Here is a 24,766-nt window from a genome sequence, read left to right as displayed (position 1 = left end):
CTACGCGAGCCCGGAGACGAACACGCCGACCTGTCCGAACGCACTGATGGCCGCGTCGAAGGCCCTCCGCACGGCCGTCGCAGCGTCATCGGGCGTGCTGAACAGGTAGTAGAGCGCGAAGCCGACCACGAACAGGACCACTGCCTTTTTCACCACAGCACAGTTCTATCGAACCGCAACTGCCGTTTTGGCGAGGCGCGACGGGAAAAATCGGGGTTCGTAACCCCGTCCTTCACTCGAGTCCCTCGAGCAACTCCTTCGCCGCCGAGAACGGGTCGATCTGGCCGCCGAAGGCTCGCGCGGCCAGCGCGTCGAGCTCGTCTCCCCCGTCCAGGACGAACCGTCGCCGGACCTGGTCCAGGGCAATCGCCTGGATCTCGCGGCGCAGGCGGCTCGTGCGGCGCGTCGCCCACTGGCCCGACGCACGCAGGTGCGCGGCATGCTCCTCGATGTGGTCGACCAGCTCGGGGATCCCGGTGCCCTCCGTGGCGACGGTCAGGTCGATCGGTCGCTTCCACCCGTCGTGACGGTCGGACATCGAGAGCATCGTGCGCAACTCGCGCCGCGTCGTGGTGGCACCGTCGCGATCGGCCTTGTTGACGCAGAAGACGTCGCCGATCTCGAGGATGCCCGCCTTGGCCGCCTGGATGCCGTCGCCCATCCCGGGCGCGAGCAGGACGACCGTGGTGTCGGCCAGCCCGGCGACCTCGACCTCGGACTGGCCCACACCGACGGTCTCGAGAAGGACGACGTCGCACCCGGCAGCGTCCAACACCCGGATGGCATGGGGCGTCGCCCACGAGAGGCCGCCGAGGTGACCGCGACTGGCCATCGAGCGGATGTAGACGTCCGGGTCGGTCGCGTGCTCCTGCATGCGCACGCGGTCGCCGAGCAGCGCGCCGCCACTGAAGGGCGAGGTGGGATCGACGGCGAGCACGCCCACCCGGCGCCCCCGGGCACGCAGCTCAGTGACGAGAGCGGACGTGGTCGTGGACTTGCCGACGCCCGGCGAACCGGTCAGGCCGACGACGTGGGCCTTCCCGACCAGCGGCGCCAGGGCCGCACTGACCTCGTGCAGGTGGTCGGACTCGGTCTCGACCAACGTGATCAGACGTGCGACCGACCTGGCCTCGCCGGCTTGCGCCCGCGAGACCAGGTCGGCGACGTCGACGTTCCTGGAGTTCAACTCCGCAGCTTCGGCGGTGAGCCGATCAGGCCTGCTGCGGCACGCGGATGATCAGGGCGTCGCCCTGGCCACCGCCACCGCACAGGGCCGCCGCGCCGGTGCCGCCGCCACGGCGCTGCAGCTCCAGCGCGAGGTGCAGCACGACGCGAGCGCCGCTCATGCCGATCGGGTGGCCGAGCGAGATCGCACCGCCGTTGATGTTGACCTTGTCGATGTCGACGCCCAGCTTGCGGGCCGAGACGATGCCGACGGCGGCGAACGCCTCGTTGAGCTCGAACAGGTCGATGTCGGCCGGATCGATGCCGTCCTTCTGCGCGGCCTTGATGATCGCGTTGGCCGGCTGCTCCTGCAGCGTCGAGTCCGGGCCCGAGACGTTGCCGTGGGCGCCGATCTCGGCGAGCCAGGTCAGGCCCAGCTCCTCGGCCTTCTCCTTGCTCATGACGACCACGGCGCAGGCGCCGTCGGAGATCTGGCTGGCGGTGCCGGCCGTGATCGTGCCGTCCTTGGAGAACGCCGGACGCAGACGACCCAGCGACTCGGCGGTCGTCTCGCCGCGCACGCCCTCGTCGGACGTGACGACGATGGGGTCGCCCTTGCGCTGCGGGATCTCAACCGCGACGATCTCCTCGTCGAAGAGGCCGTTCTTCTGAGCCGCGGCGGCCAGCAGGTGCGAGCGCGCACCGTACTCGTCCTGCTCCTCACGGGTCAGCGTGTCGGTGCTGGCGTTGCGCTGCTCGGTGAGCGAGCCCATCGCCTGGTCGGTCAGCGCGTCCCACAGGCCGTCGTACTCCATGTGGTCGAGCATCGTGACCTTGCCGTACTTGTGGCCGTCGCGCGAGCCGGTCAGCAGGTGCGGGGCCTGGCTCATCGACTCCTGGCCGCCGGCGACGACGACGTCGTACTCACCGGCGCGGATCATCTGGTCGGCCAGCGCGATCGCGCTGATGCCGGACAGGCACACCTTGTTGATGGTCATCGCGGGCACGTCGAGCGGGATGCCGCCCTTGAAGGCCGCCTGGCGCGCGGGCACCTGGCCGGCTCCTGCTCCCAGGACCTGGCCCATGATCACGTACTCGACCTGGTCGCCGGTGATGCCGGCTCGGTCCAGGGCGCCCTTGATGGCGATGCCGCCGAGATCGGAACCGGACAGCGACTTGAGGGCGCCCTGCAGGCGTCCGATCGGGGTCCGGGCGCCGGCGACGATGACGGAAGTGGTCATGGAACGTGCTCCTTCGAGTGCGTGCGTTGGGGTCACTGTACCTGTGGCCCCGCTCACCCCGGACCCGCCGTGGGAGACGTCACCACTACATGACGGGGAAGAGCTCCGGCTCGGGTCCGAAGCGGAATTGGCGGCCCGTGATCTCGGTGACATCGATGACCACGATGTTGTACTTCATCGTCGGGACCCACGAGTGCAGGTCGTCCAGATCGAGCTGCTCGAGCTCCTCGCGGGACTCGATCTTGCGCGCCTTGCCCTTCAGCACGACGCTGGACGCGCCCGACGCCCCGACCTCGTCGACCTCGAAGGCGACGTGGTTGTCCAGCAGCACGCCCATCAGCTTGGTCCCCTCAGCGGTGCGGAAGACGATCTTGCGCCCGGCCAGCACGTAGTTCACCGGGAAGATCTCAGGCTGCTCGAGGATGCTCATGGCCAAGCGGCCGAAGGTGTGGTCGGCGACGAAGTCCCACGGCTCGTTGCCGGTCATGTCGGTGATCGCGCTGTCGATGTCCATAGGTCCATTGTGACCCGGAATGCGGTCCGTGCGAAGGGAACCGTCACCCGTACTAGGCTGCCCGCCATGACCAGCGACAGTCTCGTTCCGGGCCACCTGCTCACCGCCATCGACCATGTCGGCATCGCCGTCCCCGACCTCGACGACGCGATCGAGTTCTACTCGCGTGTCTTCGGTCTCGAATCGATCCACGAGGAGGTCAACGAGGAGCAGGGCGTCCGCGAGGCCATGCTGGCCGTGGGCGACTCGGGCTCGTGCATCCAGCTGCTGGCGCCGCTGAGCCCGGAGTCCACGATCGCCAAGTTCCTCGACCGCAACGGACCGGGCATCCAGCAGTTGGCGTACCGTGTGAGCGACATCGACGCGGTCTCCACCACCCTGCGCGACCGCGGTGTGCGCCTGCTGTACGACACCCCCAAGCGGGGCACGTCCGACAGTCGCGTCAACTTCGTTCACCCGAAGGACGCCGGCGGCGTACTGGTCGAACTGGTGCAACCCGCCGCCTCGCACTGATCCGGGCTCGCGGACTCTCCGCGTCCCGCATGCGGGAAGTGTTTCCCGCCAGTAACCTCTCCGCAGACCATCTGGCCTCACCGACGCGAAGGACCCCCTGTGCAGCACATCCTCGACGCCATCATGTCCGGCGACCGCTCCGCCGAGACCTACCAGAACCTCGAACTGCCCCAGACCTACCGGGGCGTGACCGTCCACAAGGACGAGGAGTCGATGTTCGACGGGATCGCCACCCGGGACAAGGACCCCCGCAAGAGCCTGCACATCGACGACGTGCCGCTGCCCGAGCTCGCTCCGGGCGAGGCACTCGTCGCCGTCATGGCCAGCGCGATCAACTACAACACGGTCTGGACCTCGATCTTCGAGCCCGTCTCGACGTTCCGGTTCCTCGAGCGCTACGGCAAGCTCTCCGAGTACTCCAAGCGCCACGACCTGCCCTACCACGTGGTCGGCTCCGACCTCGCCGGCGTCGTGCTGCGCACCGGTCCGGGCGTCAACGCCTGGAAGGCCGGCCAGGAAGTCGTCGCGCACTGCCTGTCCGTCGAGCTCGAGAGCCCTGACGGCCACGACGACACGATGATGGACCCGCAGCAGCGCATCTGGGGCTTCGAGACCAACTTCGGCGGCCTCGCCGAGCTGGCCATCGTCAAGTCGAACCAGCTGATGCCCAAGCCGGCCCACCTGACGTGGGAGGAGGCCGCCTCCCCCGGTCTGGTCAACTCCACCGCCTACCGCCAGCTGGTCAGCAAGAACGGCGCCAACATGAAGCAGGGCGACGTCGTCCTGATCTGGGGCGCCTCGGGCGGCCTGGGCTCGTACGCCACCCAGATGGCGCTCACCGGTGGCGCGATCCCCGTGTGTGTCGTCTCCAGCCCCGAGAAGGCCGAGATCGTGCGCTCGCTCGGCGCCGAGCACATCATCGACCGCTCCGCCGAGGGCTACCGGTTCTGGAAGGACGAGAACACCCAGGACCCGAAGGAGTGGCAGCGCTTCGGCAAGAAGATCCGCGAGCTCACCGGCGGTGAGGACCCGGACATCGTGTTCGAGCACCCGGGCCGCGAGACGTTCGGCGCCAGCGTCTACGTCGCGCGCAAGGGCGGCACGATCATCACCTGCGCCTCGACGTCGGGCTACATGCACCAGTACGACAACCGGTACCTGTGGATGAACCTGAAGAACATCAAGAGCTCGCACTTCGCGAACTACCGGGAGGCCTACGAGGCCAACCGCCTGATCGACAAGGGCCTCATCCACCCGACCGTCTCGAAGGTGTACTCGCTCGAGGACACCGGTCAGGCCGCCCTCGACGTGCACCACAACTTGCACCAGGGCAAGGTCGGCGTGCTCGCGCTGGCCCCGCAGGAGGGCCTGGGCGTCTCCGACGAGGAGAAGCGCGCCAAGCACCTGACGGAGATCAACCGCTTCCGCGGCATCTGATCGGCCACCTGATGCCGCGAGTCCGCGGTGTGGACGCCGCCCGCGGACTCGCGCTCATCGGGATGGTCATCGCCCACCTCGACACCCGGATCGACTTCGATCCGGGTGTCGTCGCGTCCTGGCGCCATGTCGGTGACGGCCGGGCGGCCGTCCTGTTCGTCGTGGTCGCCGGGTTCTCGCTGGCGCTGTCCACCGGCGGGACGACGCCGCACCGAGGGCGCCGGCTCAGCGACGACCGGCTGGCCATCCTCGTGCGGGCCGCCGTCCTGGCCGGTCTGGGCGCGTTCCTCACCGCCCTGGGCACGCCGGTCGCCGTCATCTTGACCTCGTACGCCGCCTTCTTCGTCCTGGCGCTGCCCCTGCTGCGCAGCCGGCCGGTTCCCGTCATCGCCCTGGGCACGGCCCTGGTCGTGCTGGGTCCGCTGCTGGCGGCCTGGGCCACGCGGGACCTGCCCGAGCTGCGCATCGATCCGGCCGGTGCGCTGCTGGTGGGGTACCCCTATCCGGCCGTGCAGTGGACCGGGTACCTCCTGATCGGACTCGGACTCGGCCGCATCCGGCTGCGGAACTCCGATCTCGCGACCCTGGCCCTCACGGGACTGGGCGTCGGCGTCGTCCTGCACGCCCTGGTGCTGGACCTCGGCGGTCGGCTCTCGCAGACCGATCCGGCCGGCGAGTCGCTCGTCGTGCAGGCGCTCATGTCGGAGCACCGGTCACAGAACCCGATCGAGGCCGCCTCCGCCCTGGCCATCGCCGTGGGGCTGCTGACGGCGCTGGTGCTGCTGGCCCCGCACGCCCGCGGACTGCTCTACCCGCTCGAGGCCGTCGGCCGGATGACCCTGACCCTGTACGTCGCGCACGTCGTCGCCTACGCGGTCGCGATCGAGATCGACCCGTCACTCGTGCGGGGTTCGGGACTCCTGGCCGTCGCGACCATCGTCGTCGCCCTGGCCTTCGCCAGCGCGTGGTTCCGCCGCTTCCGGCGTGGACCGCTCGAGCGCGCCCTGCACGAGGTCGTCGTGCGCACGCAGGCGCCGGCCGAATCGCGGGCCGGCTGACGCAGCCGCGGGGATCAGCGGGGCTTGTCCTGGAAGACCGCGGTCGTGCGATCGGCGTAGGCCGACGAGTCGGCGCGCTCCATGGGCCCGTCCCACTCCTGCGGCAGCGGCACCTCGACGGCGGGGTTCAACCGGGTGACGATCTCGTCCAGGACGCGCTCGGTGTCCCCGACCCACAGGTGCTTGGCTCCCTCGACCGCGACGACCTCGGCCTGGGGCACGACCGCGAAGCGCTCCCGCGCCTCGACCGGTCGCAGGTAGTCGTCGAACTCGGGCACCAGGGCGACCAGCGGCCTGCCGTCCTCGGCCCAGGCCGCGAGGTGCTCCGGGCCGCTGAACCGCAGCGGCGGCGACAACAGGATCGCTCCCACCACGTCGGGCTCCAGGCCGTACATGAGCGTCAGATCGGTCCCGAACGACCAGCCGACGACCCACACGTTCGGCAGCTCGGCGAACTCGGCGTACTCGATGGCGGCGGCGACGTCGAAGCGCTCTCCCACCGCGTGGTCGAACGTGCCCTGGCTGCGGCCGCGCACGCTCTCGGTGCCCCGGGTGTTGATCCGCAGCACCGCGATGTCGGCCAGTGCCGGCAGGCGGTAGGCGGCCTTGCGGAACACGTGACTGTCCATCATGCCGCCGTGCGTGGGCAGGGGGTGCAGGCAGATCATCGTGGCGACCGGAGGCTTCTCGGCCGGCAGGGCCAGCTCCCCCACGAGCGTCAACCCGTCGGCGGTCGTGAGCTCGATGTCCTCACGCCGGGCGGGCAGGACCGATGAACCGGTGATCTTCTTCACGAGGCCATCTTGCCCGAGGGCCCCCGCGTCACGAATGGCGCTTCCAGCAACCTTGGTGCCAGTGCCGGCGCTCGTTGAGTCCGTCGGTCTCCAGCAGGCTCGGCACCTCGGGCCACACGACGTAGTGGGGCGTGGCCGGGGGGATCATCTGGTGGCAGCCCGGGCACCGATAGGGCTTGCTCGAGGTGGTGCCGGTGATGAAGCGCTGCCAGAAGTCGCCGGCCCGGCGGTGGACGAGCTCCTCGCGCTGCGCGGGTGGCTCGCGTCGAGCGGCTCTGGCAGCAGCAGCCTTACGACGCGACATGGCCCCGATCGTACCGATCGGGGCCATGTGCGCGGTGTGCGCGGGCGACTCAGTAGGTGTGGAAGCCCGCCTTGGTCTTGCGACCGAGCTTGCCGTCGGCGACGACCTGCTCGAGCGACGCGGCCGGCTTCCAGCCCTCGTGGCCGAACGCGCCGTGCAGCGTCTGCTGGATCGCCAGCGACACGTCGTTGCCGACCACGTCGAGCAGCTCGAACGGCCCCATCGGGAGCTTGGTCTCCTTCATCGCCGTGTCGATCTGCTCCATCGACGCAGCGCCCGACTCCTGCAGCGTGATCGCGTCGTTGAGGTACGGGAAGAGCAGCGCGTTGACGATGAAGCCCGCACGGTCGCCGCACGAGACCGGGTGCTTGCCGGTCGCGAGGCACAGGGCGCGGACGGTCTCGTCGACGTCGGGATCGGTGGCGTCGGTCGTGACGACCTCGACCAGCTTCATCACCGGCGCGGGGTTGAAGAAGTGCATGCCGATGACATCGGCCGGACGGCTCGTGACGTCGGCGCAGGCGCGGATCGACAGCGACGAGGTCGTCGTGGCCAGGATCGCGCCGGGCTTGCAGATGCGGTCCAGGTCGCGGAACAACTCGAGCTTGATGTCCAGGTCCTCGGCGATCGCCTCGACGACGAGGTCGACGTCGGCCAGCGCCTCACGCTCGGTGGCACCGGTCAGGCGGGCGAGGACGGCGTCCTTGCCCGCCTCGTCGAGCTTGCCCTTCGCGACGGCGCGATCGAGGTTCTTCGTGACGTAGGCGACGACACCGTCGAGCTTCTCCTGCGAGCGGCCGACGTAGACGACGTCGTAGCCGGCCTGGGCGAAGACCTGGGCGATGCCCGAGGCCATCGTGCCGGTGCCGACGACACCGACCGAGGCGACCGGGCGCTTGACCTGCGGGACGGCGGTGCCGTCCGCGCCCTCGCCGGTGAACGCGGTCCCCTGGTCCGCGACCTCGACCAAGGCCGGAGCGGGCTGGTGCAGCGGATCGCCGGTGCGGCCGAACTGCTCGGACAGGCCCTCGACGACCGTCTTGGCGCCGAGAGCATCGATCAGGGCCAAGGGACCGATCGGGTAGCCGCAGCCGAAACGCATGCCGGCGTCGATGTCGGCAGCGGTCGCGTAACCGTCGCCGAACATGGTCGCTGCGTGGTTGAGGTACGGGAAGAGCAGGGTGCGAGCGATCCGGCCACCCTCGTCATCGGCGTTGATGCGATCGACGATCTCTGCCATCAGAATCTCCTTGGAGGCTTGGCTCCCCGGTGCTGCTTCCCGGCGAGCGTTCGTGACAGGGTAGCGTGACACGACCGATGTTCTGATGGGAGTCCCATGTCCTCACGTCTCGTTGCGACTGTCGCCGCGACAGCCCTCCTCGCGGCCCTGGCCGGATGCGCCAAGGACGAGCCCGCCACGCCTGCCGCGCCGACCACCCAGACGCCCAGCGCGACCGTTCCCTCGAACGATCCGCGGATGGATCTCGTGGGATCGTGGCGTGCCGACGAGGCCAACTGGACGGTGCACTTCGCCGAGGACGGCACGTTCAGCGAGGACTTCGAGGGCAACGTCGACTTCCGCCGCGGGAAGTACCGCGTCGAGGACGATCTGGTCTTCCTCGAGGGCGACGACGGCGAGACGACCGAGGGCGAGATCGCGGGCGACACCATCAACTTCAAGCTCGGGATGCTCGAGCGCCTGTGAGGATCGTCGTCGCCCGCTGCCAGGTCGACTACGCCGGCCGACTGACGGCCCACCTGCCGCTGGCCCTGCGCGTCATCATGGTCAAGTCCGACGGCTCGGTGCTGATCCACGCCGACGGCGGCTCGTACAAGCCGCTCAACTGGATGAGCCCGCCGTGCACGCTGCGTGAGGGCATCTCCGAGGACGGCGTCCCCGAGTGGACCGTCACGGCCAAGAAGACCGACGACACCCTGCGGATCCGTCTCGAGGAGGTCCTGCACGACTCCGAGCACGAGCTCGGGATCGATCCGGGCCTGCAGAAGGACGGCGTCGAGAAGCACCTGCAGGAGCTCCTGGCCGAGCACACCGCCGCCCTCGAGGAGGGCATGTCGCTGGTGCGCCGCGAGTACATGACCGCCATCGGGCCGGTCGACCTGCTGTGCCGCGACGCGGCCGGCGGCTCGGTGGCGGTCGAGATCAAGCGCCGTGGCGACATCGACGGCGTCGAGCAGCTGACCCGCTACCTCGAGCTGATGAACCGCGACCCCAAGCTGCGGCCGGTCCGCGGCATCTTCGCCGCGCAGGAGATCAAGCCCCAGGCCCGCACGCTGGCCAAGGACCGCGGCATCGACTGCGTCATCGTCGACTACGACGAGTTGCGCGGCCTCGACGACCCGAGCCTGCGCCTGTTCTGACCCCGCGGTCGCTCAGCGGCTGCAGATCCGCAGGTCGGCCCAGACCGCGCGATGGTCGGTGCCGTCGATGTCCTCGGAGCCCGAGCCCTTCACGCTGAGCCCGCGCACCAGCACGTGGTCGATGTCGGCGAACGGCGGATAGGCACGATCCAGTGGCCAGGTCGACGTGGGCCACCAGCCGGCCGTGTCGTACATCCCGCGCTTGGCGTCGCGGAACGGCGCATGGGCGGACGAGGCGTTGAAGTCCCCCGCCATGACGAGCGGGCGGCCCCGGTTGGCCCGCTGCCACTGCCCCAGCTCCATCAGGCCCGTGCGCCAGTCCTGCAGCCAGTCATCGACCGGCGGCTTCGGGTGGACGCCCCGCACGAGCACCTGGGTCCCGGCGACGTCGACCGACATCGCGGGCTGCTGGAAGATCTCGGCCTCGCCGGCAGGCACCTCGACGCGGGTCGCGGGGTACCGGGAGAGGATCACGGTGCCCTCGGTGTCGCGGTTCTCGGGCGTCTGGCCGCTTCGGTGCGTGAAGCGCCGGCCCGGCTCGGTCGCCGACAGCTTCGCGATCATCGGCTCGGTGGCCTCCGGAACGACCAGGACGTCGATGTCGTGCCGCTGCACGGCGGCGGCGAGCTGGGCGACGTCCGCGTCGCCGTAGTGCGCGTTGAGGGCCATCACGGCCAGTCGGCCGTCACCGGCATCGCAGTCCGGGCGGTTGCTGACGTTGACGATGGTCACGAGGGCGACCGCGATCGCCACGAGGTTCGTGCCGCAGGCGAACCATGCCCGCGTCACGAGGCTCGCGACGATCCCCACGACCGCAGCCGCGATCCAGACCTTGCCGAGCGCTTGGACGGCGGGGAGCCAGGACGGCTCGACCCGATCCACCCACGGCGTCGCAGCGAGGACCAGCAGGGCCACCGCGACGACGGCCAGGAGCAGCCGGACGACCCTCACGCGTCAGGCGCCTGCGATCGGCGGCGCGGTGGGGTCGGAGGCCTCACCGGTCTCCTCGCGCGCGATCCAGTCCTCGATGCGCTCGTAGTCGTGCTTGGAACGGGTGACCACGGCCAGCAGGTCGCTCATCTTGGCGACCTCCTCGACCTGCTCCTTGATGAACCACTGCATGAACTGGTCGGAGGCGAAGTCGTTGTCGTCCCGGGCGATCCGCGTGAGCTCGTTGATCTGGCTCGTGACGCGCTTCTCCTGGTCCAGGGCGACCTGGACCGGCTCGACGACGTCCGCGAAGTCCATCCGCGGGGCGGCGAGCGCGGGAATGACGATCGGCTGGTCCTGATCGAGCAGGTACTGGATCATCATCATCGCGTGATCGCGCTCCTCGACGGCCTGGGCGTAGAACAGCGCGGCCATCTGCGGCATCGTCAGCGCGTCGTAGTAGGTCGCGATGCCCACGTACTGCTGGTGCGCACTGAACTCGTGCCCGATCTGGTCCTGCAGGGCCCTGACGAACTGCTCGGAAGCCATGTTCACTCCTTCGGCTAGGACAGCCTAACCTCGCGCTGTACCGTGGTTGTCGTGCCGAAGCCGCCGAAGAAGAAGTGCTGCGTCAGCAAGCCTCGCTGCAAGCGCTGCCCCATCCGCATGATGGCCGACGGCACCCTCCCGGACGGCTACACCGTCAAGAAGCGCAAGCTGGTCAAGGTCGGGGACAAGAAGAAGAACAAGAAGTCCTCCAAGTCCAAGACCAAGACCAAGCCGTTGGCGGCCTGACCTCTTCGACTGCTTCGATCACGGTCGAGCCTAGGGGCCCGAGGGCCCCCGTGCCACGAAGGACAGGCGTGCCTTCCCGCCGTGTCTCGACTCAGACGGGCAGGTCGTTGGCCTTGCGGATCTCGTCGACGACGCGGCTCATGATGTCGGTCATGCCGAAGTCCTTGGGCGTGAAGACCGCGGCGATGCCGGCGGCCTCCAGCTTGCGGCCGTCGGAGTCCGGGATGATCCCGCCGACGATGACCGGCACGTTCGTCAGACCGGCGTCGGCCAGACCCTTTTGGACATCGGGCACCAGCTCCATGTGCGACCCGGACAGGATCGACAGGCCCACGACGTGGACGTCCTCGGCGACGGCGGCCGCGACGATCTGCTCGGGCGTCAGACGGATGCCCTGGTAGATCACCTCGAACCCGGCGTCACGGGCGCGCACGGCGACCTGCTCGGCGCCGTTGGAGTGCCCGTCCAGACCCGGCTTGCCGACCAGGAAGCGCAGGCGACCGCCCAGCTCCTCGCCGGTCTGGCGCACCTTCTCGCGGACGGCGGTCAACTCGGTTCCGGCCTCGGCCACGCCACTGACTCCTGACACGCCCGTGGGCGCTCGGTACTCGCCGAAGACCTCGCGCAGGGCCCCGGCCCACTCCCCCACCGTCGCGCCGGCGCGCACGGCGTCCAGCGTCGCGGCCATGAGGTTCTGATCGGTCTTGGCCTGCTGCTGCAGCGCCTCCAGCGCCGCGTCGACGGCCTGCTGGTCGCGCTGGTCGCGCCACTGCTGCACGTCGGCGATGGCGTTGGCCTCGGCCTGCGGATCGGCGACCATGATCGCCGCGTCGAGATCGGCCGTCAGCGGGGACGGCTCGGTCTCGGTGTAGCAGTTCAGGCCGACGACCTTCATCTCGCCGGACTCGATGCGAGCGCGCCGCTCGGCGTGCGAGGTGACGAGCTCCTGCTTCATGTAGCCCGAGACGACGGCCGCGACCGCGCCGCCCATGGCCTGGACGCGGTCGATCTCGGCCTTCGCGCCCTCGACGAGCTCGTCGACCTTGGCCTCGATGACGTGCGAGCCGTCGAAGATGTCGCCGTACTCGAGCAGGTCGGACTCGAAGGCCAACACCTGCTGCAGCCGCAGCGACCACTGCTGGTCCCACGGACGCGGCAGACCCAGCGCCTCGTTCCACGCGGGCAGCTGGACCGCACGGGCGCGAGCGTCCTTGCTCAGCGTGACGCCGAGCATCTCCAGGACGATGCGCTGCACGTTGTTCTCGGGCTGCGCCTCGGTCAGTCCCAGCGAGTTCACCTGCACGCCGTAGCGGAACCGGCGCATCTTCGGGTCGGTGACGCCGTAGCGGTCGCGGGTGATCTCCTCCCACAGCCGGCCGAAGGCGCGCATCTTGCACATCTCCTCGACGAACCGCACGCCGGCGTTGACGAAGAACGAGATGCGCCCGACGACCTGCTCGAACTGGTCGTCCGGCACCTGGCCGGAGTCCTTGACCGCGTCCAGCACCGCGATGGCGGTGCTCATCGCGAACGCGAGCTCCTGCACGGGCGTCGCGCCGGCCTCCTGCAGGTGGTAGCTGCAGATGTTGAGCGGATTCCACTTCGGGATCGTCGACACCGTGTAGGCGATCATGTCGGTCGTCAGCCGCAGCGACGCCTCGGGCGGGAACACGTAGGTGCCCCGCGAGAGGTACTCCTTGATGATGTCGTTCTGCGTCGTACCGGCCAGCGCGGCGGGCTCGACGCCCTGCTCCTCGGCGGCGACCTGGTACATGGCCAGCAGCCACATCGCGGTCGCGTTGATCGTCATCGAGGTGTTCATCTCCGACAGCGGGATGTCCTCGAACAGACGACGCATCGCCCCCAGGTGCGGGATCGGCACGCCGACCTTGCCCACCTCGCCGCGCGAGAGCACGTGGTCGGGGTCGTACCCCGTCTGGGTCGGCAGGTCGAACGCGACCGACAGACCGGTCTGACCCTTCGCGAGATTGCGCCGGTAGAGCGCGTTGGACTCGGCGGCGGAGCTGTGGCCGGCGTAGGTTCGCATCACCCACGGGCGATCAGGCTGCACTGACATGGGCCTAGGGTACCGCCCGGTAGCACCGCCCGAACGTGGGCCACCTCACGTCGGACGGGCCGTGCGGGATCAGGCGCCGGCGCGGTCTCCGCCGGGCACCCAGAGCACGTCGCCGTGCTCGCGGTTGGCGTAGCGGCCCAGGATGAACAGCAGGTCGCTGAGGCGGTTGAGGTACTTCGCCACGAGCACGTTCACGGTCTCGCCGTGCTGCTCGATGGCGGCCCAGGCGGCGCGCTCGGCGCGGCGGACCACGGTGCGCGCGACATGCAGCTGCGAGGCGGCCATCGTGCCGCCGGGAAGGATGAAGGAGTCGAGCTTGGGGACATCGGCGTTGAACCGGTCGCACCACTGCTCGAGCCGCTCGACGTAGTCGGGCTCGACGCGCAGCGGCTCGTACTTCGGTTCGGCCACGACGGGGTTGCCCACGTCCGACCCGAGGTCGAACAGGTCGTTCTGGACGTGGGTCAACACCGCCGTGACATCCGCATCGAGCTCGCCCGTGGCCAGGGCCACGCCGATCTGGCTGTTCGCCTCGTCGACGTCCGCGTAGACCACCAGACGGAGGTCGTTCTTGGACGTGCGCGAGAAATCGACGAGATTCGTCGTTCCGTCGTCGCCGGTGCGGGTGTAGATCTTCGTCAGGTGAACCATGGGCTCACCCTAGGGGCGAGGTGCCCCGTCGGTCACATCCAGTCGATACCGAGGGTGCGAACCTTGAACGAGGACGTGTCGTCGGCAGCCTGCGCGGGCGAGGCGGCGACGCCGGCAGCGACGGTCAGGGCGAGCAGCGTGGCAGCAATGATCTTCTTCATGTGTCCAAGTGTGGACGCTCGCGGGGGCAGCGGCAACCGAAATGCACAGATCCGGACACCCGAGTCACAGGACGTTGTTGACGCCGCGTCCCGGCGGCGAGGACTCGAGCCACGACAGCAGCCCGGTCAGGGAATTGGGGCTCAGCGCGAACTGCGCGATGCCCTCGGCGTTCTCGGTGCAGACGACGATGTGACCGTCGTGCAACGCGTACTCCTCGGCCCCCTCCGGATCCCGGCGGCCCTCGATCAGGACCTGGCCGCGGACGAAGCGGTAGCGGGGCTTGGGCGAGAAGGAGAACGTGCGGTACCAGTCGATGCGGTCATCGCCATAGACCGCGACGCCGAGCATCCAGCCTGCGGCTGAATGCTCGGCGCCTCGATTGACGCTCAACTCGAACGTGACACCCTTACGGGCGATCCACCGCCGCCTCGCGATGATCGCGCCCACCAGGAGCACGCCCAGCACGACGATGATCGCGAGGGAGTCGACCAGCCACATCCACAGCGGCATGACTCACTTCCTCGCGATCACCATCAGGACGCCTTGCCGACCAGGCGCAGCTTCGCCTCGGCGCGGCGGACCCCGAGTCCGTCCTCCGACGAACGAGCCTCGTCGAGCTCGGCGGTGACCGCCGACTCGTCGACCTCGTCGGCCAGGAAGATGTCCTCGGACAGGATCGACACCCGGTCGGCAGCGACGGACACGAAGCCCTCGCTGACGGCCGCGCGGACGACCTCACCGTCGACGGGATGAATCTCGACGACACCGGGCACCAACAGCGACAGCAGCGGCGCGTGGCCGGAGAGCACGCCGATGTCGCCCTCGGCGGTGCGGGCGATGACCTCACGGGCCTCGCCCGACCACACGATGCGGTCGGCGGCGACGAGCTCGATCTGCAGTGTCATGTCAGCGGGCCTCAGAGGTTCTTCTGGATGTCGGCCCACTTCTTGTCGACGTCGTCCAGACCGCCGCACATGAAGAACGCCTGCTCGGCCACGTGGTCGTAGTCGCCGTCACAGATCTTGGTGAAGGCGTCGATCGTCTCGTCGAGCGGGACGGTCGAACCCTCGATACCGGTGAACTGCTTGGCCACGTAGGTGTTCTGCGAGAGGAACCGCTGGATGCGACGCGCGCGCGACACGATCGTCTTGTCCTCTTCGCTGAGCTCGTCGACACCGAGGATCGCGATGATGTCCTGGAGCTCCTGGTTGCGCTGCAGGATGCCCTTGACCCGGTTCGCCGTCGCGTAGTGATCCGCCGCGATGTAGCGGGGATCGAGGATGCGCGACGTCGAGGTCAGCGGGTCCACGGCCGGGTAGATGCCCAGCGACGCGATCTCGCGGCTCAGCTCGGTCGTGGCGTCCAGGTGCGCGAACGTCGTGGCCGGGGCCGGGTCGGTGTAGTCGTCGGCGGGAACGTAGATCGCCTGCATCGACGTGATCGAGTGACCACGCGTCGAGGTGATGCGCTCCTGCAGCACGCCCATCTCGTCGGCCAGGGTGGGCTGGTAGCCCACGGCCGAGGGAACGCGACCCAGCAGGGTCGAGACCTCGGAGCCGGCCTGCGTGAAGCGGAAGATGTTGTCGATGAACAGCAGCACGTCCTGGCCCTGCACGTCGCGGAAGTACTCCGCCATCGTCAGTGCGGACAGCGCCACGCGCAGACGCGCTCCCGGCGGCTCGTCCATCTGGCCGAAGACCAGCGCGACCTTGTCCAGGACGCCGGACTCCTCCATCTCGACGATGAGGTCGTTGCCCTCGCGGGTGCGCTCGCCGACACCGGCGAACACCGACACGCCGTCGTGGTCCTTGGCGACGCGGGCGATCATCTCCTGGATCAGCACGGTCTTGCCGACGCCGGCGCCACCGAACAGGCCGATCTTGCCGCCGAGCACGTACGGCGTCAGCAGGTCGATGACCTTGATGCCGGTCTGGAACATCTCGGTCTTGGACTCGAGCTGGTCGAAGGCCGGAGCCTTGCGGTGGATGCCCCAGCGCTCCTTGACCTCCCAGGTCTCACCCTCGGCCAGGTTCATGACCTGACCGGTGGTGTTGAAGACCTTGCCCAGGGTCTGGTCGCCGACGGGGACCGAGATCGGCTCCCCCGTGTTGGTGACCGGGGTGCCGCGGACGACACCGTCGGTGGGACGCAGGCTGATGGCGCGGACCATGCCGTCACCGATGTGCTGCGCGACCTCGAGGGTCAGCGTCTCCTTGGTGCCGGCGACCTCCGTGTCGACCAGCAGGGCGTTGTAGATCTCGGGCATCTGGTCGGCCGGGAACTCGATGTCGAGCACCGGGCCGATGACGCGGGCGACCCGGCCGGTGACAGCGGCCTTGTCGGTGGTGGTCTCTTCGACGGTTGCAGTCATGGTGTCTTCCTCAATCGGACGCGGAGGCCTCGGCGAGCGCGTTCGCGCCACCCACGATCTCGCTGATTTCTTGGGTGATGCCGGCCTGGCGAGCCTGGTTCGCCAGTCGGGTGTACTTCTCGATCAGGTCCTGCGCGTTGTCGGTCGCGGACTTCATGGCCTTCTGACGTGCGGCCAGCTCGGAGGCGGCCGCCTGCAGCAGGCAGGAGTAGATGCGGCTGTAGAGGTACTTGGGCAGAACCGCCTCGAGGACCTCGGCAGCGCTCGGCTCGAACTCGTACAGAGGCAGGGCCTCGGCCTCGTCCGGCGCCTCCTCGCCCTCGACGATCTCGAGCGGGAACAGGCGGATGACCGTCGGCTCCTGCACCAGCATCGACTTGAAGCGCGTGTAGACGACGTAGAGCTCGTCGACGGCGGCGACCGGGTCGACCGACTCCTCAGCACTCTCGTGCTGGGCGCCACGGGAGATCAGCTCGTCGCCGATGGCGCGCGCGTCGTCGTACGTCGGCTTGTCCGAGAAGCCCGTCCAGGACGTCTCGAACTCGCGCTGGCGGAAGTTGAAGTACTGCTCCGCCTTGCGACCGGCCAGGAAGTACGAGACCTGCTTGCCCTCGCCGCGCAGACGCTCGGCCAGCTGCTCGGTCTCCTTGAGCACGCTCGACGCGTACGCACCGGCCAGACCGCGATCGCTGGCGATCACGAGGATCGCGGCGCGTTCGGCGTTCGGGTTCTCGGTGGTCAGCACGTGCTCGATGTTGGAGAACGTGGCCAGGGCCGACACCGCACGCGTGAGTTCACGCGCGTACGGTGCGGCCGCGGCCGCGTGCTGCTGAGCCTTGATGATCCGCGACGCGGCGATCAACTCCATCGCACGCGTGATCTTCTTGGTCGACTGCGTCGACCTGATCTTCGCGCGGTACTCGCGGAGTGAGACAGCCATCGTCAGCCTCGCTTCTGCCGGACGATCTGCTCCTGCTCGACCTCTTCGTCGGCCAGCGCGTCGAACTCCTCGTGCCCGGGCTTGATCGACGCACCCTCGCTCGTCTGGAACTGGTCCAGGAACGAGTCGTAGGCACCGTCGAGAGCCTCGGCGCTGGAGTCCTCGAACTTGCCGCTCTCGCGGATCGCGTCCAGGACACCGGAGTGCGAGCGCTTGACGTAGTCCAGGAACTCCGCCTCGAAGCGGTGGACGTCCGAGACCGGCACCGCGTCCAGCTTGCCCGTCGTGGCGGCCCAGATCGAGACGACCTGCTGCTCCATCGGGAACGGGTTGTACTGGGCCTGCTTGAACAGCTCCATGAGGCGCTGACCACGGGCGAGCTGAGCCTTCGACGCCGCATCGAGGTCGGACGCAAACATCGCGAACGCCTCCATGGCGCGGTACTGGGCGAGCTCGACCTTGAGCGAGCCGGTGACGGCCTTCATCGCCTTGGTCATCGCCGAGCCACCGACGCGCGACACCGAGATGCCGACGTCGACCGCGGGACGCTGGTTGGCGTTGAACAGGTCCGACTGCAAGAAGATCTGGCCGTCGGTGATCGAGATGACGTTCGTCGGGATGTACGCCGAGACGTCGTTGGCCTTCGTCTCGATGATCGGCAGGCCGGTCATCGAGCCGGCACCCAGCTCGTCGCTGAGCTTGGCGCAACGCTCGAGCAGCCGCGAGTGCAGGTAGAAGACGTCGCCCGGGTAGGCCTCGCGGCCCGGCGGACGGCGCAGCAGCAGCGACACGGCACGGTAGGCCTCGGCCTGCTTCGACAGGTCGTCGAAGATGATCAGGACGTGCTTGCCCGAGTACATCCAGTGCTGGCCGATGGCCGAGCCGGTGTACGGGGCGAGGTACTTGAAGCCGGCCGAGTCCGAGGCGGGAGCTGCGACGATGGTCGTGTACTCCAGCGCGCCGGCCTCCTCGAGGGCGCCACGGACCGACGCGATGGTCGAGCCCTTCTGGCCGATGCCCACGTAGATGCAGCGGACCTGCTTCGTCGGATCGCCCGACTCCCAGAATTCCTTCTGGTTGATGATCGTGTCGATCGCGATGGCGGTCTTGCCGGTCTGACGGTCACCGATGATCAGCTGACGCTGGCCACGGCCGACCGGGGTCAGCGAGTCGATCGCCTTGAGGCCGGTCATCAGCGGCTCGTGCACGCTCTTGCGCTGCATGACGTTCGGCGCCTGGAGCTCGAGCGCACGACGACCCTCGAGGCCGGTGATCTCGCCGAGGCCGTCGATCGGGTTGCCCAGCGGGTCGACCACGCGGCCGAGGTAGCCCTCGCCGACGGGGACCGAGAGGACCTCGCCCGTGCGCTTGACCTTCTGGCCCTCTTCGATGCCCTCGAAGTCACCGAGGATGACGACGCCGATCTGGCGGACGTCGAGGTTCAACGCGAGACCCAGGGTGCCGTCGTCGAACTCGAGCAGTTCGTTGGCCATCGCCGAGGGAAGTCCCTCGACCTGCGCGATGCCGTCGGCCGCCGACGCGACGACGCCGACTTCTTCGGCCTCGCCCTGCGTCGGGGTGTAGTCCGACACGAACTTCTGCAACGCGTCGCGGATCTCCTCCGGACGAATCGAGAGTTCAGTCATGCTGTGTGCCTGCCTTCTTGTGCGAACGGTGCGTTCTGGTCAGCCTGCGATGCGCCGGCGGGCGGCCTCGAGGCGGGTGGACATGGTGGCGTCGACGACCTCGTCGCCCACGGAGACGGCGATGCCGCCGATGACGGACGGATCGACCACGGTGTTGAGTTGGATCGATCGGCCGTACCGCCGCGACAGTGCCGCGGTGAGCCGGTCGCGCTCGGCGTCATCGAGCTCGTACGCGACACGCGCCACGGCGACGAGACGATCCTCGCGCGCCGCGACCTGCCGGCTGAAGATGTCGAGGACCCGCTCGAAGGAGCCGGTCCGTGCCACCGCCGCCTGCGTCAGCAGGGCCAGCGTAGCGCTGGAGACCTTGCCACCGAAGACGTCGCGCAACAGCGTGGTCTTGGCCCCGACCGGAACGGACCGGTCCGAGATGACCTGACGCAGCTCGGCCGAGCCGTGGATGACCTGGCCGGCCTCGAAGAGCTCGTTCTCGAGCACGTCGCCCTGACCGGCCGCATCCGCGGACCGCGTGTACGCCGCGACCCCGGCGATCTCGAGACCGTCGGTCAGGTCACGTCCTGCGGCCCAGCGACCGGCGACGGCCGCCTCGAGCACCGAGACGGTGTCCGCGCCGACCTTGCCGCCGAAGATCCCGGCGACGAGCGAACGCTTGCCCTCGGTCTCGATCGACGGATCACTCAGGAGGCGACGTGCCGCGATGGCACCATCGAGGGCCGCGACGACGCCGAACAGCTCGGCGCCGACCTGCGCCGCCGACGAACCCGGCACCGCGGAGACCGCGGACAGGGTCGCGTCGAGCGACTTGGCAGACGATCCACGCATCAGTTCGCCGACCCCTCGAGCTCGTCCATGAAGCGCTGAACGGAGCGACGCTGCGCATCGGTGTCGGCGAGGGTCTCACCGACGATCCGAGCCGCGAGCTCGGTGGCCATGCCGCCGACCTCGGACTTGAGCTGCGCGATCGCCTGCTGGCGTTCGGCGGCGATCTGCGCCTGAGCAGCCGACAGAATCCGCTGGGACTCTGCCTGGGCCTGCTCGCGCATCTCGACGACGATCTGGGCACCCTGCTCGCGCGCCTCCTCGCGGATGGCGGCGGCTTCGTGCCGCGCCTCGGCCAGCTGCGCCGTGTACTTCTCCAGCGCTGCCTGCGCCTCGTTCTGGGCCGCCTGCGCCTCCTCGATGCCACCCTCGATCTCGGCGGTACGCGCGGCGTACGCCTTCTCGAAGTTGGGCACCACGTACTTCGTCATGAGCGCGACGAGCGCCACGAAGAAGATCAGTCCCCAGATGATCTCGGGGAGGTGCGGGATCAGCGGGTTGGGCTCTTCGCCCTCCGCCGCTGCCGCCAGGAGGATGGCCTTCATCAGATGGCGAACGCGAGCGCGATGCCGATGATCGCGAGAGCCTCAGCCAGAGCAAAGCCCAGAATGGCGATGGTCTGGAGACGACCCTGGACCTCGGGCTGACGGGCGACGCCGTTGATGTACGCGGCGAAGATCAGACCGACGGCAATACCGGGGCCCACGGTGGCGAGACCGTAGCCGAGCATGTTGAGGGAGCCTTCCACGGCTTGTCCTTTCATTGTGACGCGCATCGGCGTCGGTGGTGGTAACTCGTGAGGCTATGAAGTTGTCAGTTCGCGGACTCAGTGCTCGTCCGCGATCGCCCCGCCCACGTAGATCGCGGTCAACAGGGTGAAGACGTAGGCCTGCAGGAACATGATCAACACTTCCAGCACGCTGATGAGCAGGAACATCACGCCCGAGCCGAGGCCGGACAGGATGTGCAGACCGCCTCTGTCGAACATCAGGTAGTGCGAGCCCATCGAGAACAGGATCAGGAGCAGGTGGCCGGCGAACATCGTGGCGAACAGACGCAGGGCCAGCGTGAGCGGGCGGACCAGGATGTTGGAGACGAACTCCAGCGGGATCAACAGCGCGAGCACCGGACCCTTGATGCCCGACGGCACCGTCTGGAGCTTGAGGTAGCCGAAGAAGCCGTGCTTGCGGATGCCGGCGCCGTTGTAGAGGAGCCAGGCGCACAGCGCGAGCGCGACCGGGAAGCCGATGCGCGCCGCCGACGGGAACTGCAGCACCGGGACCAGGCCGTAGTAGTTGTTCGCCAGGATGAAGGTGAAGAAGGAGAACAGGATCGGCATGTACGGCTTGAACTGATCCGACCCGATGTTGTCCCGGGCGAGGCCACGGACGAAGCCGTAGACGTACTCGCCGGCGAACTGCAGCCGGCCGGGGACGACTGCAGCGGGGCGAGCGGAGGCGGCGAAGAAGCCGGCGATCAGCACGACCGAGAGGGCCAGCAGCAGCATGGGCTTCGTGACGCCCAGGCCAGCGACCTCGAAGACGGCAGGAAGCTCGAAACTCGACGGTCCGGGGATGTACGGGCCATCACCCGAAGCGCGGAACTGGGACCCGGCGTTGAGGAGCGCGGTGTTGGTCACAGACCACCCTTTACATTCTGGCGCGGCCGGCAGCGCAGGCGCTGTACCGCTTCGGTCGACGTCGTTGGTGCGCAGTGTGTGCGCGGGCTGCGAGGCACGAGACTCACGCAGCGAGTACGAGATTATCAGGCGTCGTGTCGACCCCGGTCATCGAGGTCGTAGATGACGTGCCGAGCCCGCAGATCGGAGACCACGAGCCACGTCACGGCGAACAGTGAACCGCCGATGAGCGTCGCCGTGAACCACCGGTCGTCGAGATGGCGGCCGGGGCCCTGCGGGTCCAGCAGCACCAGCACGACGACACCCAGGGCGAGCACCTTCGTGCCGTAGAACAGCAGCGCGGCCGCCAGGGACGCCCCGGGCAGGTACTGCGCGATCGGGCCCAGGACGACCTTGGTCGAGCCGAAGAAGACCACGACGATGACGGCGGCCAACGCGGCGGCGAGGGCCGCGGCCCGACCACCGAGCAGTCCGGCGACACCCGCCCAGGCGGCGACCGTCAGCCCCACCGCCACGAGCCCGCTCCTGCGCTTCACGTCCACAGTCGCGACTCCAGCTTCGGGAGGAGGAAGATCGCCGCCGCGACGAGGGCGGTCAGCACGGCGATGGCGACGAAGAGCTGCCAGCCGCTGAACAGGCCGACCGCCACGACGCCGAAGGCCACGAGGGCCGCCGCCGCGTACATCAGCAGCACGGCACGACGGTGCGAGTGGCCGATCTCGAGCAGGCGGTGGTGGATGTGCATCTTGTCGGGACTGAACGGCGACCGCCCCGCACGGGTCCGGCGCAGCACGGCCAGGCCCATGTCCAGGAACGGGACGGTCAGGATCGCGAAGGGCAGGACGAGCGGCAGTATCGCCGCCGGGAGCAGACTCGAGTCGGCTCCGCCGATCCCCTCCGACAGGCTCGTGGCCGGGAACTGGCCCGTGAGACTGATCGAGGAGCAGGCCAGGACGAAGCCCAGCAGCATCGAGCCGGAGTCACCGATGAACATCCGGGCCGGGAAGAAGTTGTGCGGCAGGATCCCCAGGCAGGCGCCGGCCAGGCTGATGGTCAGGATCGCTGCCGCGACCGCGCGGGTCTCGCCGTTCTCGACCGCCAGGACGAAGGCGTAGAGGAAGAAGGCGATCGAGCCGATGGCCGCCATGCCGGCGGCCAGGCCGTCGAGACCGTCGACGAAGTTCATCGCGTTGGCCGTCGCCACGATCAGGAAGACCGTCAGGATCATCGCCTGGGCCTGGTCGAGTCCCAGGTACGTGTTCGGCAGTGGCAGGTAGACGAAGTTCAGACCCATCGCCACGGTGATGACGCCCGCCAGCACCTGTCCGGCGAACTTGCTGAGCGCATCGAGCTCGAAGAGGTCGTCGATCACGCCGACCAGGCAGATCACGAAGCCGCCCACCAACACCGCGCGCAGGTCGGTGAACAGCGATTCGTCGCCGCCGGACAGGAACGGCAGGTGCGTCGCGGTCAGGTAGGCCGCGAACAGACCACCGAGCATCGCCGGTCCGCCGAAGTACGGCGTCGGGATGGCATGCACGTCACGGTCACGAACCTTCGCGACGGCCCCGAAGTGCTGGGCGGTCTGACGCGCGATCGACGACAGCAGGTACGCCACGCCGATCGCCACACCGAAGACGACGAGGTACTCACGCACCGGCTCCACCGCCGGCGGGCTCGATCGTGTTGTTGTAGGCGTGCAGCGTGGCCAGGTCGATCGCGCCCTGGCGCAGCACCCGCGGCACCGGACCCGTCACGTCGAGGATCGTGGAGGGCGTGGCGCCGGCGGTGGGCCCGCCGTCGAGGTAGACCCGGACGCTCTCGCCGAGCATCGTCTCCGCCTCGTCGACCGACGTCGCCGCCGGCTGACCGCTGAGGTTGGCGCTGCTGACGGCGCTCGGCCCCGCCTGGCGCAGCACGGCTCGCGTGCGGTCGTCGTCGGGGACGCGCACGGCGACCGTCCCGTGGGTCTCCCCCAGGTCCCAGGTGAGCGACGGCTGCGCACGGAAGACCACCGTGAGCGGACCGGGCCACAGGTCGTCGAGCATCGTCTGCAGCCAGAGCGGCGGCCGCTCGGCGACGAGCGCGTCGAGCGTGGCCGGCTCGGCGATCAGGACCGGAGGCGGCATGTCCCGGCCCCGGCCCTTCGCCCGGAGCAGACCGGCGACGGCGGTCGCGTCGAACGCGTCGGCGGCGATCCCGTAGACGGTGTCGGTCGGCAGGACCACGAGCGCACCGTCGCGCAGGGCCGCCACCGCGGCCTCGACGCCGGCGTCGAGCTCGGTCGCGCAGTCGAACCTCATACTTCCAAGGTTAGGGGTCGGCGGCGGCACCCACGCGTGCGGCCACCGATGAATCGATCGGTAGGATCGTGCAGATGCCCCACTCGCCCGCGGCTGCGGTCGACCGCCCGGCGGTCGCCGCGTCATGACTCCCTCCCCGACCCTCGCGGCCGTCCTCGCCCTGTGCTCGGCGCTCGGCTTCGCGTTCTCGACGTCGTTCCAGCACCTGGCCGCGGGCCGCGTGCAACTGACGGTCACCCATCCCCTGTTGGTGCTGCTGCAGCTGCTGCGCAGTCCCCGGTGGCTGGCGGGGAGCACGATCGGGCTGGCTGCCTGGCTCCTGCACGCGGTCGCCCTGAATCTCGGCACGCTGTCGCTGGTCCAGCCGATCATCCTGCTCGGCGTCGTCCTCGCGGTCGTGGTCCGGTCCTCGCTGGAGCGCCGCCTGCCCCAGCTCACCGAGCTCGCGGGGGTCGTCGTCACGATCGTCTCCCTGATGGCCGTCGTCTCGGTCGCCGACACGAGCCACCAGGGACGGGACGCTCCGACGGTGGCGATGCTGGCCGTGGCCGCGACGGGCGTCGTGATCGCCCTCGCCGTCACGCGACTGTCGAACCAGCTGCCGCGCCGCGGGATGGCCGCGTTCGTCCTGGGCATGACCGCCGGGATGCTGTTCGGCATCACCGCCTGCCTGATGAAGGTGGTCGGCACCGCCATGAGCGACCACGGGTTCCCCGGCTTCCTGGGCACCTGGTCGCCCTGGGTGCTGCTGGCCTGCGCCCTGCTGGCGATGTCGCTGAACCAGCGCGCCTACCAGCTCTCGCGGCTCTCACACTCGATGCCGGTCCTGAACGTCACATCGGTGCTGCTGTCGATCCTGCTGGGCTCCCTGCTGTTCGACGAGTCGTTGCCGACCACGCCCGGCGCGCTCGCGATCCAGGCCATCGGCCTGGTGGGCATCGCCTGGGGCCTCTACCGCATCGCCGACGCGGGCAGCCGCGCCACCGTCGTCACCACCGACTGACGACC

Annotated in this window: 31 protein-coding genes; 7 read left to right on the top strand and 24 right to left on the bottom strand. The window is 68.9% G+C overall.

Annotated elements, in window-relative coordinates; translation table 11 throughout:
• From GL325_RS10290 to GL325_RS10275, 4 genes are all read right to left on the bottom strand, one after another.
• Complete coding sequence (locus tag GL325_RS10290; RefSeq protein WP_154596967.1) at positions 1 to 156, bottom strand: hypothetical protein; 156 nt, start codon at positions 154 to 156, stop codon at positions 1 to 3.
• Between the two features lie 76 nt (positions 157 to 232).
• The gene (meaB, locus tag GL325_RS10285; RefSeq protein WP_187769469.1) at positions 233 to 1,186 is read right to left on the bottom strand and encodes a methylmalonyl Co-A mutase-associated GTPase MeaB; all 954 of its coding nucleotides are present in this window, start codon (positions 1,184 to 1,186) and stop codon (positions 233 to 235) included.
• 25 nt (positions 1,187 to 1,211) lie between these two features.
• Positions 1,212 to 2,405 (bottom strand): acetyl-CoA C-acetyltransferase, encoded by a 1,194-nt coding sequence (locus GL325_RS10280; protein ID WP_154596965.1) that lies wholly within the window; start codon positions 2,403 to 2,405, stop codon positions 1,212 to 1,214.
• 85 nt (positions 2,406 to 2,490) lie between these two features.
• Complete coding sequence (locus tag GL325_RS10275; RefSeq protein ID WP_187411432.1) at positions 2,491 to 2,919, bottom strand: pyridoxamine 5'-phosphate oxidase family protein; 429 nt, start codon at positions 2,917 to 2,919, stop codon at positions 2,491 to 2,493.
• Between the two features lie 66 nt (positions 2,920 to 2,985).
• Between GL325_RS10275 and mce the strand changes: the two genes are divergently transcribed.
• The 3 genes from mce (at position 2,986) to GL325_RS10260 (ending at position 5,927) form a co-directional block, all read left to right on the top strand.
• Positions 2,986 to 3,432 (top strand): methylmalonyl-CoA epimerase, encoded by a 447-nt coding sequence (mce, locus tag GL325_RS10270; RefSeq protein WP_154596963.1) that lies wholly within the window; start codon positions 2,986 to 2,988, stop codon positions 3,430 to 3,432.
• Positions 3,433 to 3,531: 99 nt separating this feature from the next.
• Complete coding sequence (gene ccrA / locus GL325_RS10265) at positions 3,532 to 4,869, top strand: crotonyl-CoA carboxylase/reductase (RefSeq protein WP_187411433.1); 1,338 nt, start codon at positions 3,532 to 3,534, stop codon at positions 4,867 to 4,869.
• An 11-nt stretch (positions 4,870 to 4,880) separates the two neighbouring features.
• Positions 4,881 to 5,927, top strand: coding sequence for a DUF418 domain-containing protein (locus tag GL325_RS10260; protein ID WP_187769468.1), 1,047 nt, complete (start codon positions 4,881 to 4,883; stop codon positions 5,925 to 5,927).
• A 14-nt stretch (positions 5,928 to 5,941) separates the two neighbouring features.
• Here the strand turns inward: GL325_RS10260 and GL325_RS10255 are convergent, their stop codons facing one another.
• The 3 genes from GL325_RS10255 to GL325_RS10245 are packed head-to-tail and all read right to left on the bottom strand — an operon-like array spanning position 5,942 to position 8,265.
• Positions 5,942 to 6,721 carry an alpha/beta hydrolase gene (locus tag GL325_RS10255; RefSeq protein ID WP_187769467.1) on the bottom strand — a complete coding sequence of 260 codons (780 nt, stop codon included), beginning with the start codon at positions 6,719 to 6,721 and terminating at the stop codon, positions 5,942 to 5,944.
• A gap of 28 nt (positions 6,722 to 6,749) precedes the next feature.
• Positions 6,750 to 7,025: a hypothetical protein gene (locus GL325_RS10250; protein ID WP_154596961.1), complete on the bottom strand. Its 276-nt coding sequence runs from the start codon at positions 7,023 to 7,025 to the stop codon at positions 6,750 to 6,752.
• A 49-nt stretch (positions 7,026 to 7,074) separates the two neighbouring features.
• Complete coding sequence (locus GL325_RS10245) at positions 7,075 to 8,265, bottom strand: 3-hydroxyacyl-CoA dehydrogenase family protein (protein ID WP_187769466.1); 1,191 nt, start codon at positions 8,263 to 8,265, stop codon at positions 7,075 to 7,077.
• Positions 8,266 to 8,361: 96 nt separating this feature from the next.
• Between GL325_RS10245 and GL325_RS10240 the strand changes: the two genes are divergently transcribed.
• Both GL325_RS10240 and nucS read left to right on the top strand, forming a co-directional pair.
• A complete protein-coding gene (locus tag GL325_RS10240; protein WP_187769465.1) occupies positions 8,362 to 8,730 on the top strand; it encodes a hypothetical protein in 369 nt (122 codons plus the stop codon).
• Positions 8,727 to 9,404: an endonuclease NucS gene (gene nucS, locus GL325_RS10235; protein ID WP_187769464.1), complete on the top strand. Its 678-nt coding sequence runs from the start codon at positions 8,727 to 8,729 to the stop codon at positions 9,402 to 9,404. The genes GL325_RS10240 and nucS overlap by 4 nt, the downstream gene beginning before the upstream one ends.
• Before the next feature lie 12 nt (positions 9,405 to 9,416).
• Here nucS and GL325_RS10230 read toward each other — a convergent pair whose 3' ends face one another.
• Positions 9,417 to 10,355 carry an endonuclease/exonuclease/phosphatase family protein gene (locus tag GL325_RS10230; protein WP_187769463.1) on the bottom strand — a complete coding sequence of 313 codons (939 nt, stop codon included), beginning with the start codon at positions 10,353 to 10,355 and terminating at the stop codon, positions 9,417 to 9,419.
• 3 nt (positions 10,356 to 10,358) lie between these two features.
• Positions 10,359 to 10,883 carry a ferritin gene (locus tag GL325_RS10225; RefSeq protein WP_154596958.1) on the bottom strand — a complete coding sequence of 175 codons (525 nt, stop codon included), beginning with the start codon at positions 10,881 to 10,883 and terminating at the stop codon, positions 10,359 to 10,361.
• Between the two features lie 51 nt (positions 10,884 to 10,934).
• Here GL325_RS10225 and GL325_RS10220 point away from each other — a divergent pair, with 51 nt between their 5' ends.
• A complete protein-coding gene (locus GL325_RS10220; protein WP_187411437.1) occupies positions 10,935 to 11,129 on the top strand; it encodes a hypothetical protein in 195 nt (64 codons plus the stop codon).
• A 91-nt stretch (positions 11,130 to 11,220) separates the two neighbouring features.
• On the opposite strand, the gene GL325_RS10215 is transcribed toward GL325_RS10220, so the two are convergent.
• The 15 genes from GL325_RS10215 to GL325_RS10145 form a co-directional block, all read right to left on the bottom strand.
• Positions 11,221 to 13,206 (bottom strand): protein meaA, encoded by a 1,986-nt coding sequence (locus tag GL325_RS10215; protein ID WP_154596957.1) that lies wholly within the window; start codon positions 13,204 to 13,206, stop codon positions 11,221 to 11,223.
• 69 nt (positions 13,207 to 13,275) lie between these two features.
• Positions 13,276 to 13,857, bottom strand: coding sequence for a cob(I)yrinic acid a,c-diamide adenosyltransferase (locus tag GL325_RS10210; protein ID WP_187769462.1), 582 nt, complete (start codon positions 13,855 to 13,857; stop codon positions 13,276 to 13,278).
• Between the two features lie 32 nt (positions 13,858 to 13,889).
• The gene (locus tag GL325_RS10205; RefSeq protein WP_255467034.1) at positions 13,890 to 14,018 is read right to left on the bottom strand and encodes a hypothetical protein; all 129 of its coding nucleotides are present in this window, start codon (positions 14,016 to 14,018) and stop codon (positions 13,890 to 13,892) included.
• Positions 14,019 to 14,082: 64 nt separating this feature from the next.
• Positions 14,083 to 14,529, bottom strand: coding sequence for a DUF2550 domain-containing protein (locus tag GL325_RS10200; protein ID WP_187769461.1), 447 nt, complete (start codon positions 14,527 to 14,529; stop codon positions 14,083 to 14,085).
• Between the two features lie 23 nt (positions 14,530 to 14,552).
• Complete coding sequence (locus tag GL325_RS10195) at positions 14,553 to 14,924, bottom strand: F0F1 ATP synthase subunit epsilon (RefSeq protein ID WP_154596954.1); 372 nt, start codon at positions 14,922 to 14,924, stop codon at positions 14,553 to 14,555.
• Between the two features lie 11 nt (positions 14,925 to 14,935).
• Positions 14,936 to 16,405 (bottom strand): F0F1 ATP synthase subunit beta, encoded by a 1,470-nt coding sequence (gene atpD, locus GL325_RS10190; protein ID WP_249379433.1) that lies wholly within the window; start codon positions 16,403 to 16,405, stop codon positions 14,936 to 14,938.
• Positions 16,401 to 17,330 (bottom strand): F0F1 ATP synthase subunit gamma, encoded by a 930-nt coding sequence (locus GL325_RS10185; protein WP_187769460.1) that lies wholly within the window; start codon positions 17,328 to 17,330, stop codon positions 16,401 to 16,403. The genes atpD and GL325_RS10185 overlap by 5 nt, the downstream gene beginning before the upstream one ends.
• Before the next feature lie 2 nt (positions 17,331 to 17,332).
• A complete protein-coding gene (gene atpA, locus GL325_RS10180; protein WP_154596951.1) occupies positions 17,333 to 18,976 on the bottom strand; it encodes a F0F1 ATP synthase subunit alpha in 1,644 nt (547 codons plus the stop codon).
• Positions 18,977 to 19,015: 39 nt separating this feature from the next.
• Positions 19,016 to 19,819, bottom strand: a complete 804-nt coding sequence (locus GL325_RS10175; protein WP_154596950.1) for a F0F1 ATP synthase subunit delta — start codon at positions 19,817 to 19,819, stop codon at positions 19,016 to 19,018.
• Complete coding sequence (locus GL325_RS10170) at positions 19,819 to 20,361, bottom strand: F0F1 ATP synthase subunit B (protein ID WP_154596949.1); 543 nt, start codon at positions 20,359 to 20,361, stop codon at positions 19,819 to 19,821. Before GL325_RS10170 ends, GL325_RS10175 begins: the two co-directional genes overlap by 1 nt.
• A complete protein-coding gene (locus GL325_RS10165) occupies positions 20,361 to 20,579 on the bottom strand; it encodes a F0F1 ATP synthase subunit C (protein ID WP_154597178.1) in 219 nt (72 codons plus the stop codon). The genes GL325_RS10170 and GL325_RS10165 overlap by 1 nt, the downstream gene beginning before the upstream one ends.
• Before the next feature lie 63 nt (positions 20,580 to 20,642).
• On the bottom strand, positions 20,643 to 21,455 hold the full coding sequence (gene atpB, locus GL325_RS10160) for a F0F1 ATP synthase subunit A (protein WP_187769459.1): 813 nt from the start codon (positions 21,453 to 21,455) through the stop codon (positions 20,643 to 20,645).
• A 125-nt stretch (positions 21,456 to 21,580) separates the two neighbouring features.
• On the bottom strand, positions 21,581 to 21,991 hold the full coding sequence (locus tag GL325_RS10155) for a hypothetical protein (RefSeq protein WP_187769458.1): 411 nt from the start codon (positions 21,989 to 21,991) through the stop codon (positions 21,581 to 21,583).
• The gene (locus GL325_RS10150) at positions 21,988 to 23,112 is read right to left on the bottom strand and encodes an MraY family glycosyltransferase (protein ID WP_187411439.1); all 1,125 of its coding nucleotides are present in this window, start codon (positions 23,110 to 23,112) and stop codon (positions 21,988 to 21,990) included. Before GL325_RS10150 ends, GL325_RS10155 begins: the two co-directional genes overlap by 4 nt.
• Entirely contained in the window at positions 23,105 to 23,758 is a 654-nt protein-coding gene (locus GL325_RS10145) for an L-threonylcarbamoyladenylate synthase (protein WP_187769457.1), read from the bottom strand. Before GL325_RS10145 ends, GL325_RS10150 begins: the two co-directional genes overlap by 8 nt.
• Before the next feature lie 124 nt (positions 23,759 to 23,882).
• On the opposite strand from GL325_RS10145, the gene GL325_RS10140 reads away from it, so the two are divergent.
• Positions 23,883 to 24,761 (top strand): DMT family transporter, encoded by an 879-nt coding sequence (locus GL325_RS10140; RefSeq protein WP_154596945.1) that lies wholly within the window; start codon positions 23,883 to 23,885, stop codon positions 24,759 to 24,761.
• Positions 24,762 to 24,766: the final 5 nt, after the last annotated feature.

Origin of the sequence: Aeromicrobium sp. 636 (genome assembly GCF_024433585.1) — a bacterium.
GTDB classification, from domain to species: domain Bacteria; phylum Actinomycetota; class Actinomycetes; order Propionibacteriales; family Nocardioidaceae; genus Aeromicrobium; species Aeromicrobium senzhongii.
Note: the sequence above shows the minus strand (reverse complement) of the source record. Positions and strands in the feature narration are given on the sequence as shown.

Excerpts from the sequence above, each read along its gene's own strand:
- GL325_RS10200 (WP_187769461.1), bottom strand. The coding sequence starts at position 14,529 with ATGCCGCTGTGGATGTGGCTGGTCGACTCCCTCGCGATCATCGTCGTG.
- GL325_RS10140 (WP_154596945.1), top strand. The coding sequence starts at position 23,883 with ATGACTCCCTCCCCGACCCTCGCGGCCGTCCTCGCCCTGTGCTCGGCG.
- GL325_RS10245 (WP_187769466.1), bottom strand. The coding sequence starts at position 8,265 with ATGGCAGAGATCGTCGATCGCATCAACGCCGATGACGAGGGTGGCCGG.
- GL325_RS10185 (WP_187769460.1), bottom strand. The coding sequence starts at position 17,330 with ATGGCTGTCTCACTCCGCGAGTACCGCGCGAAGATCAGGTCGACGCAG.
- atpA (WP_154596951.1), bottom strand. The coding sequence starts at position 18,976 with ATGACTGAACTCTCGATTCGTCCGGAGGAGATCCGCGACGCGTTGCAG.
- GL325_RS10210 (WP_187769462.1), bottom strand. The coding sequence starts at position 13,857 with ATGGTTCACCTGACGAAGATCTACACCCGCACCGGCGACGACGGAACG.
- GL325_RS10250 (WP_154596961.1), bottom strand. The coding sequence starts at position 7,025 with ATGTCGCGTCGTAAGGCTGCTGCTGCCAGAGCCGCTCGACGCGAGCCA.
- GL325_RS10215 (WP_154596957.1), bottom strand. The coding sequence starts at position 13,206 with ATGTCAGTGCAGCCTGATCGCCCGTGGGTGATGCGAACCTACGCCGGC.
- GL325_RS10240 (WP_187769465.1), top strand. The coding sequence starts at position 8,362 with ATGTCCTCACGTCTCGTTGCGACTGTCGCCGCGACAGCCCTCCTCGCG.
- GL325_RS10280 (WP_154596965.1), bottom strand. The coding sequence starts at position 2,405 with ATGACCACTTCCGTCATCGTCGCCGGCGCCCGGACCCCGATCGGACGC.
- GL325_RS10195 (WP_154596954.1), bottom strand. The coding sequence starts at position 14,924 with ATGACACTGCAGATCGAGCTCGTCGCCGCCGACCGCATCGTGTGGTCG.
- GL325_RS10145 (WP_187769457.1), bottom strand. The coding sequence starts at position 23,758 with ATGAGGTTCGACTGCGCGACCGAGCTCGACGCCGGCGTCGAGGCCGCG.
- GL325_RS10260 (WP_187769468.1), top strand. The coding sequence starts at position 4,881 with ATGCCGCGAGTCCGCGGTGTGGACGCCGCCCGCGGACTCGCGCTCATC.
- GL325_RS10225 (WP_154596958.1), bottom strand. The coding sequence starts at position 10,883 with ATGGCTTCCGAGCAGTTCGTCAGGGCCCTGCAGGACCAGATCGGGCAC.
- GL325_RS10205 (WP_255467034.1), bottom strand. The coding sequence starts at position 14,018 with ATGAAGAAGATCATTGCTGCCACGCTGCTCGCCCTGACCGTCGCTGCC.
- GL325_RS10165 (WP_154597178.1), bottom strand. The coding sequence starts at position 20,579 with ATGAAAGGACAAGCCGTGGAAGGCTCCCTCAACATGCTCGGCTACGGT.
- mce (WP_154596963.1), top strand. The coding sequence starts at position 2,986 with ATGACCAGCGACAGTCTCGTTCCGGGCCACCTGCTCACCGCCATCGAC.
- GL325_RS10170 (WP_154596949.1), bottom strand. The coding sequence starts at position 20,361 with ATGAAGGCCATCCTCCTGGCGGCAGCGGCGGAGGGCGAAGAGCCCAAC.
- GL325_RS10175 (WP_154596950.1), bottom strand. The coding sequence starts at position 19,819 with ATGCGTGGATCGTCTGCCAAGTCGCTCGACGCGACCCTGTCCGCGGTC.
- GL325_RS10275 (WP_187411432.1), bottom strand. The coding sequence starts at position 2,919 with ATGGACATCGACAGCGCGATCACCGACATGACCGGCAACGAGCCGTGG.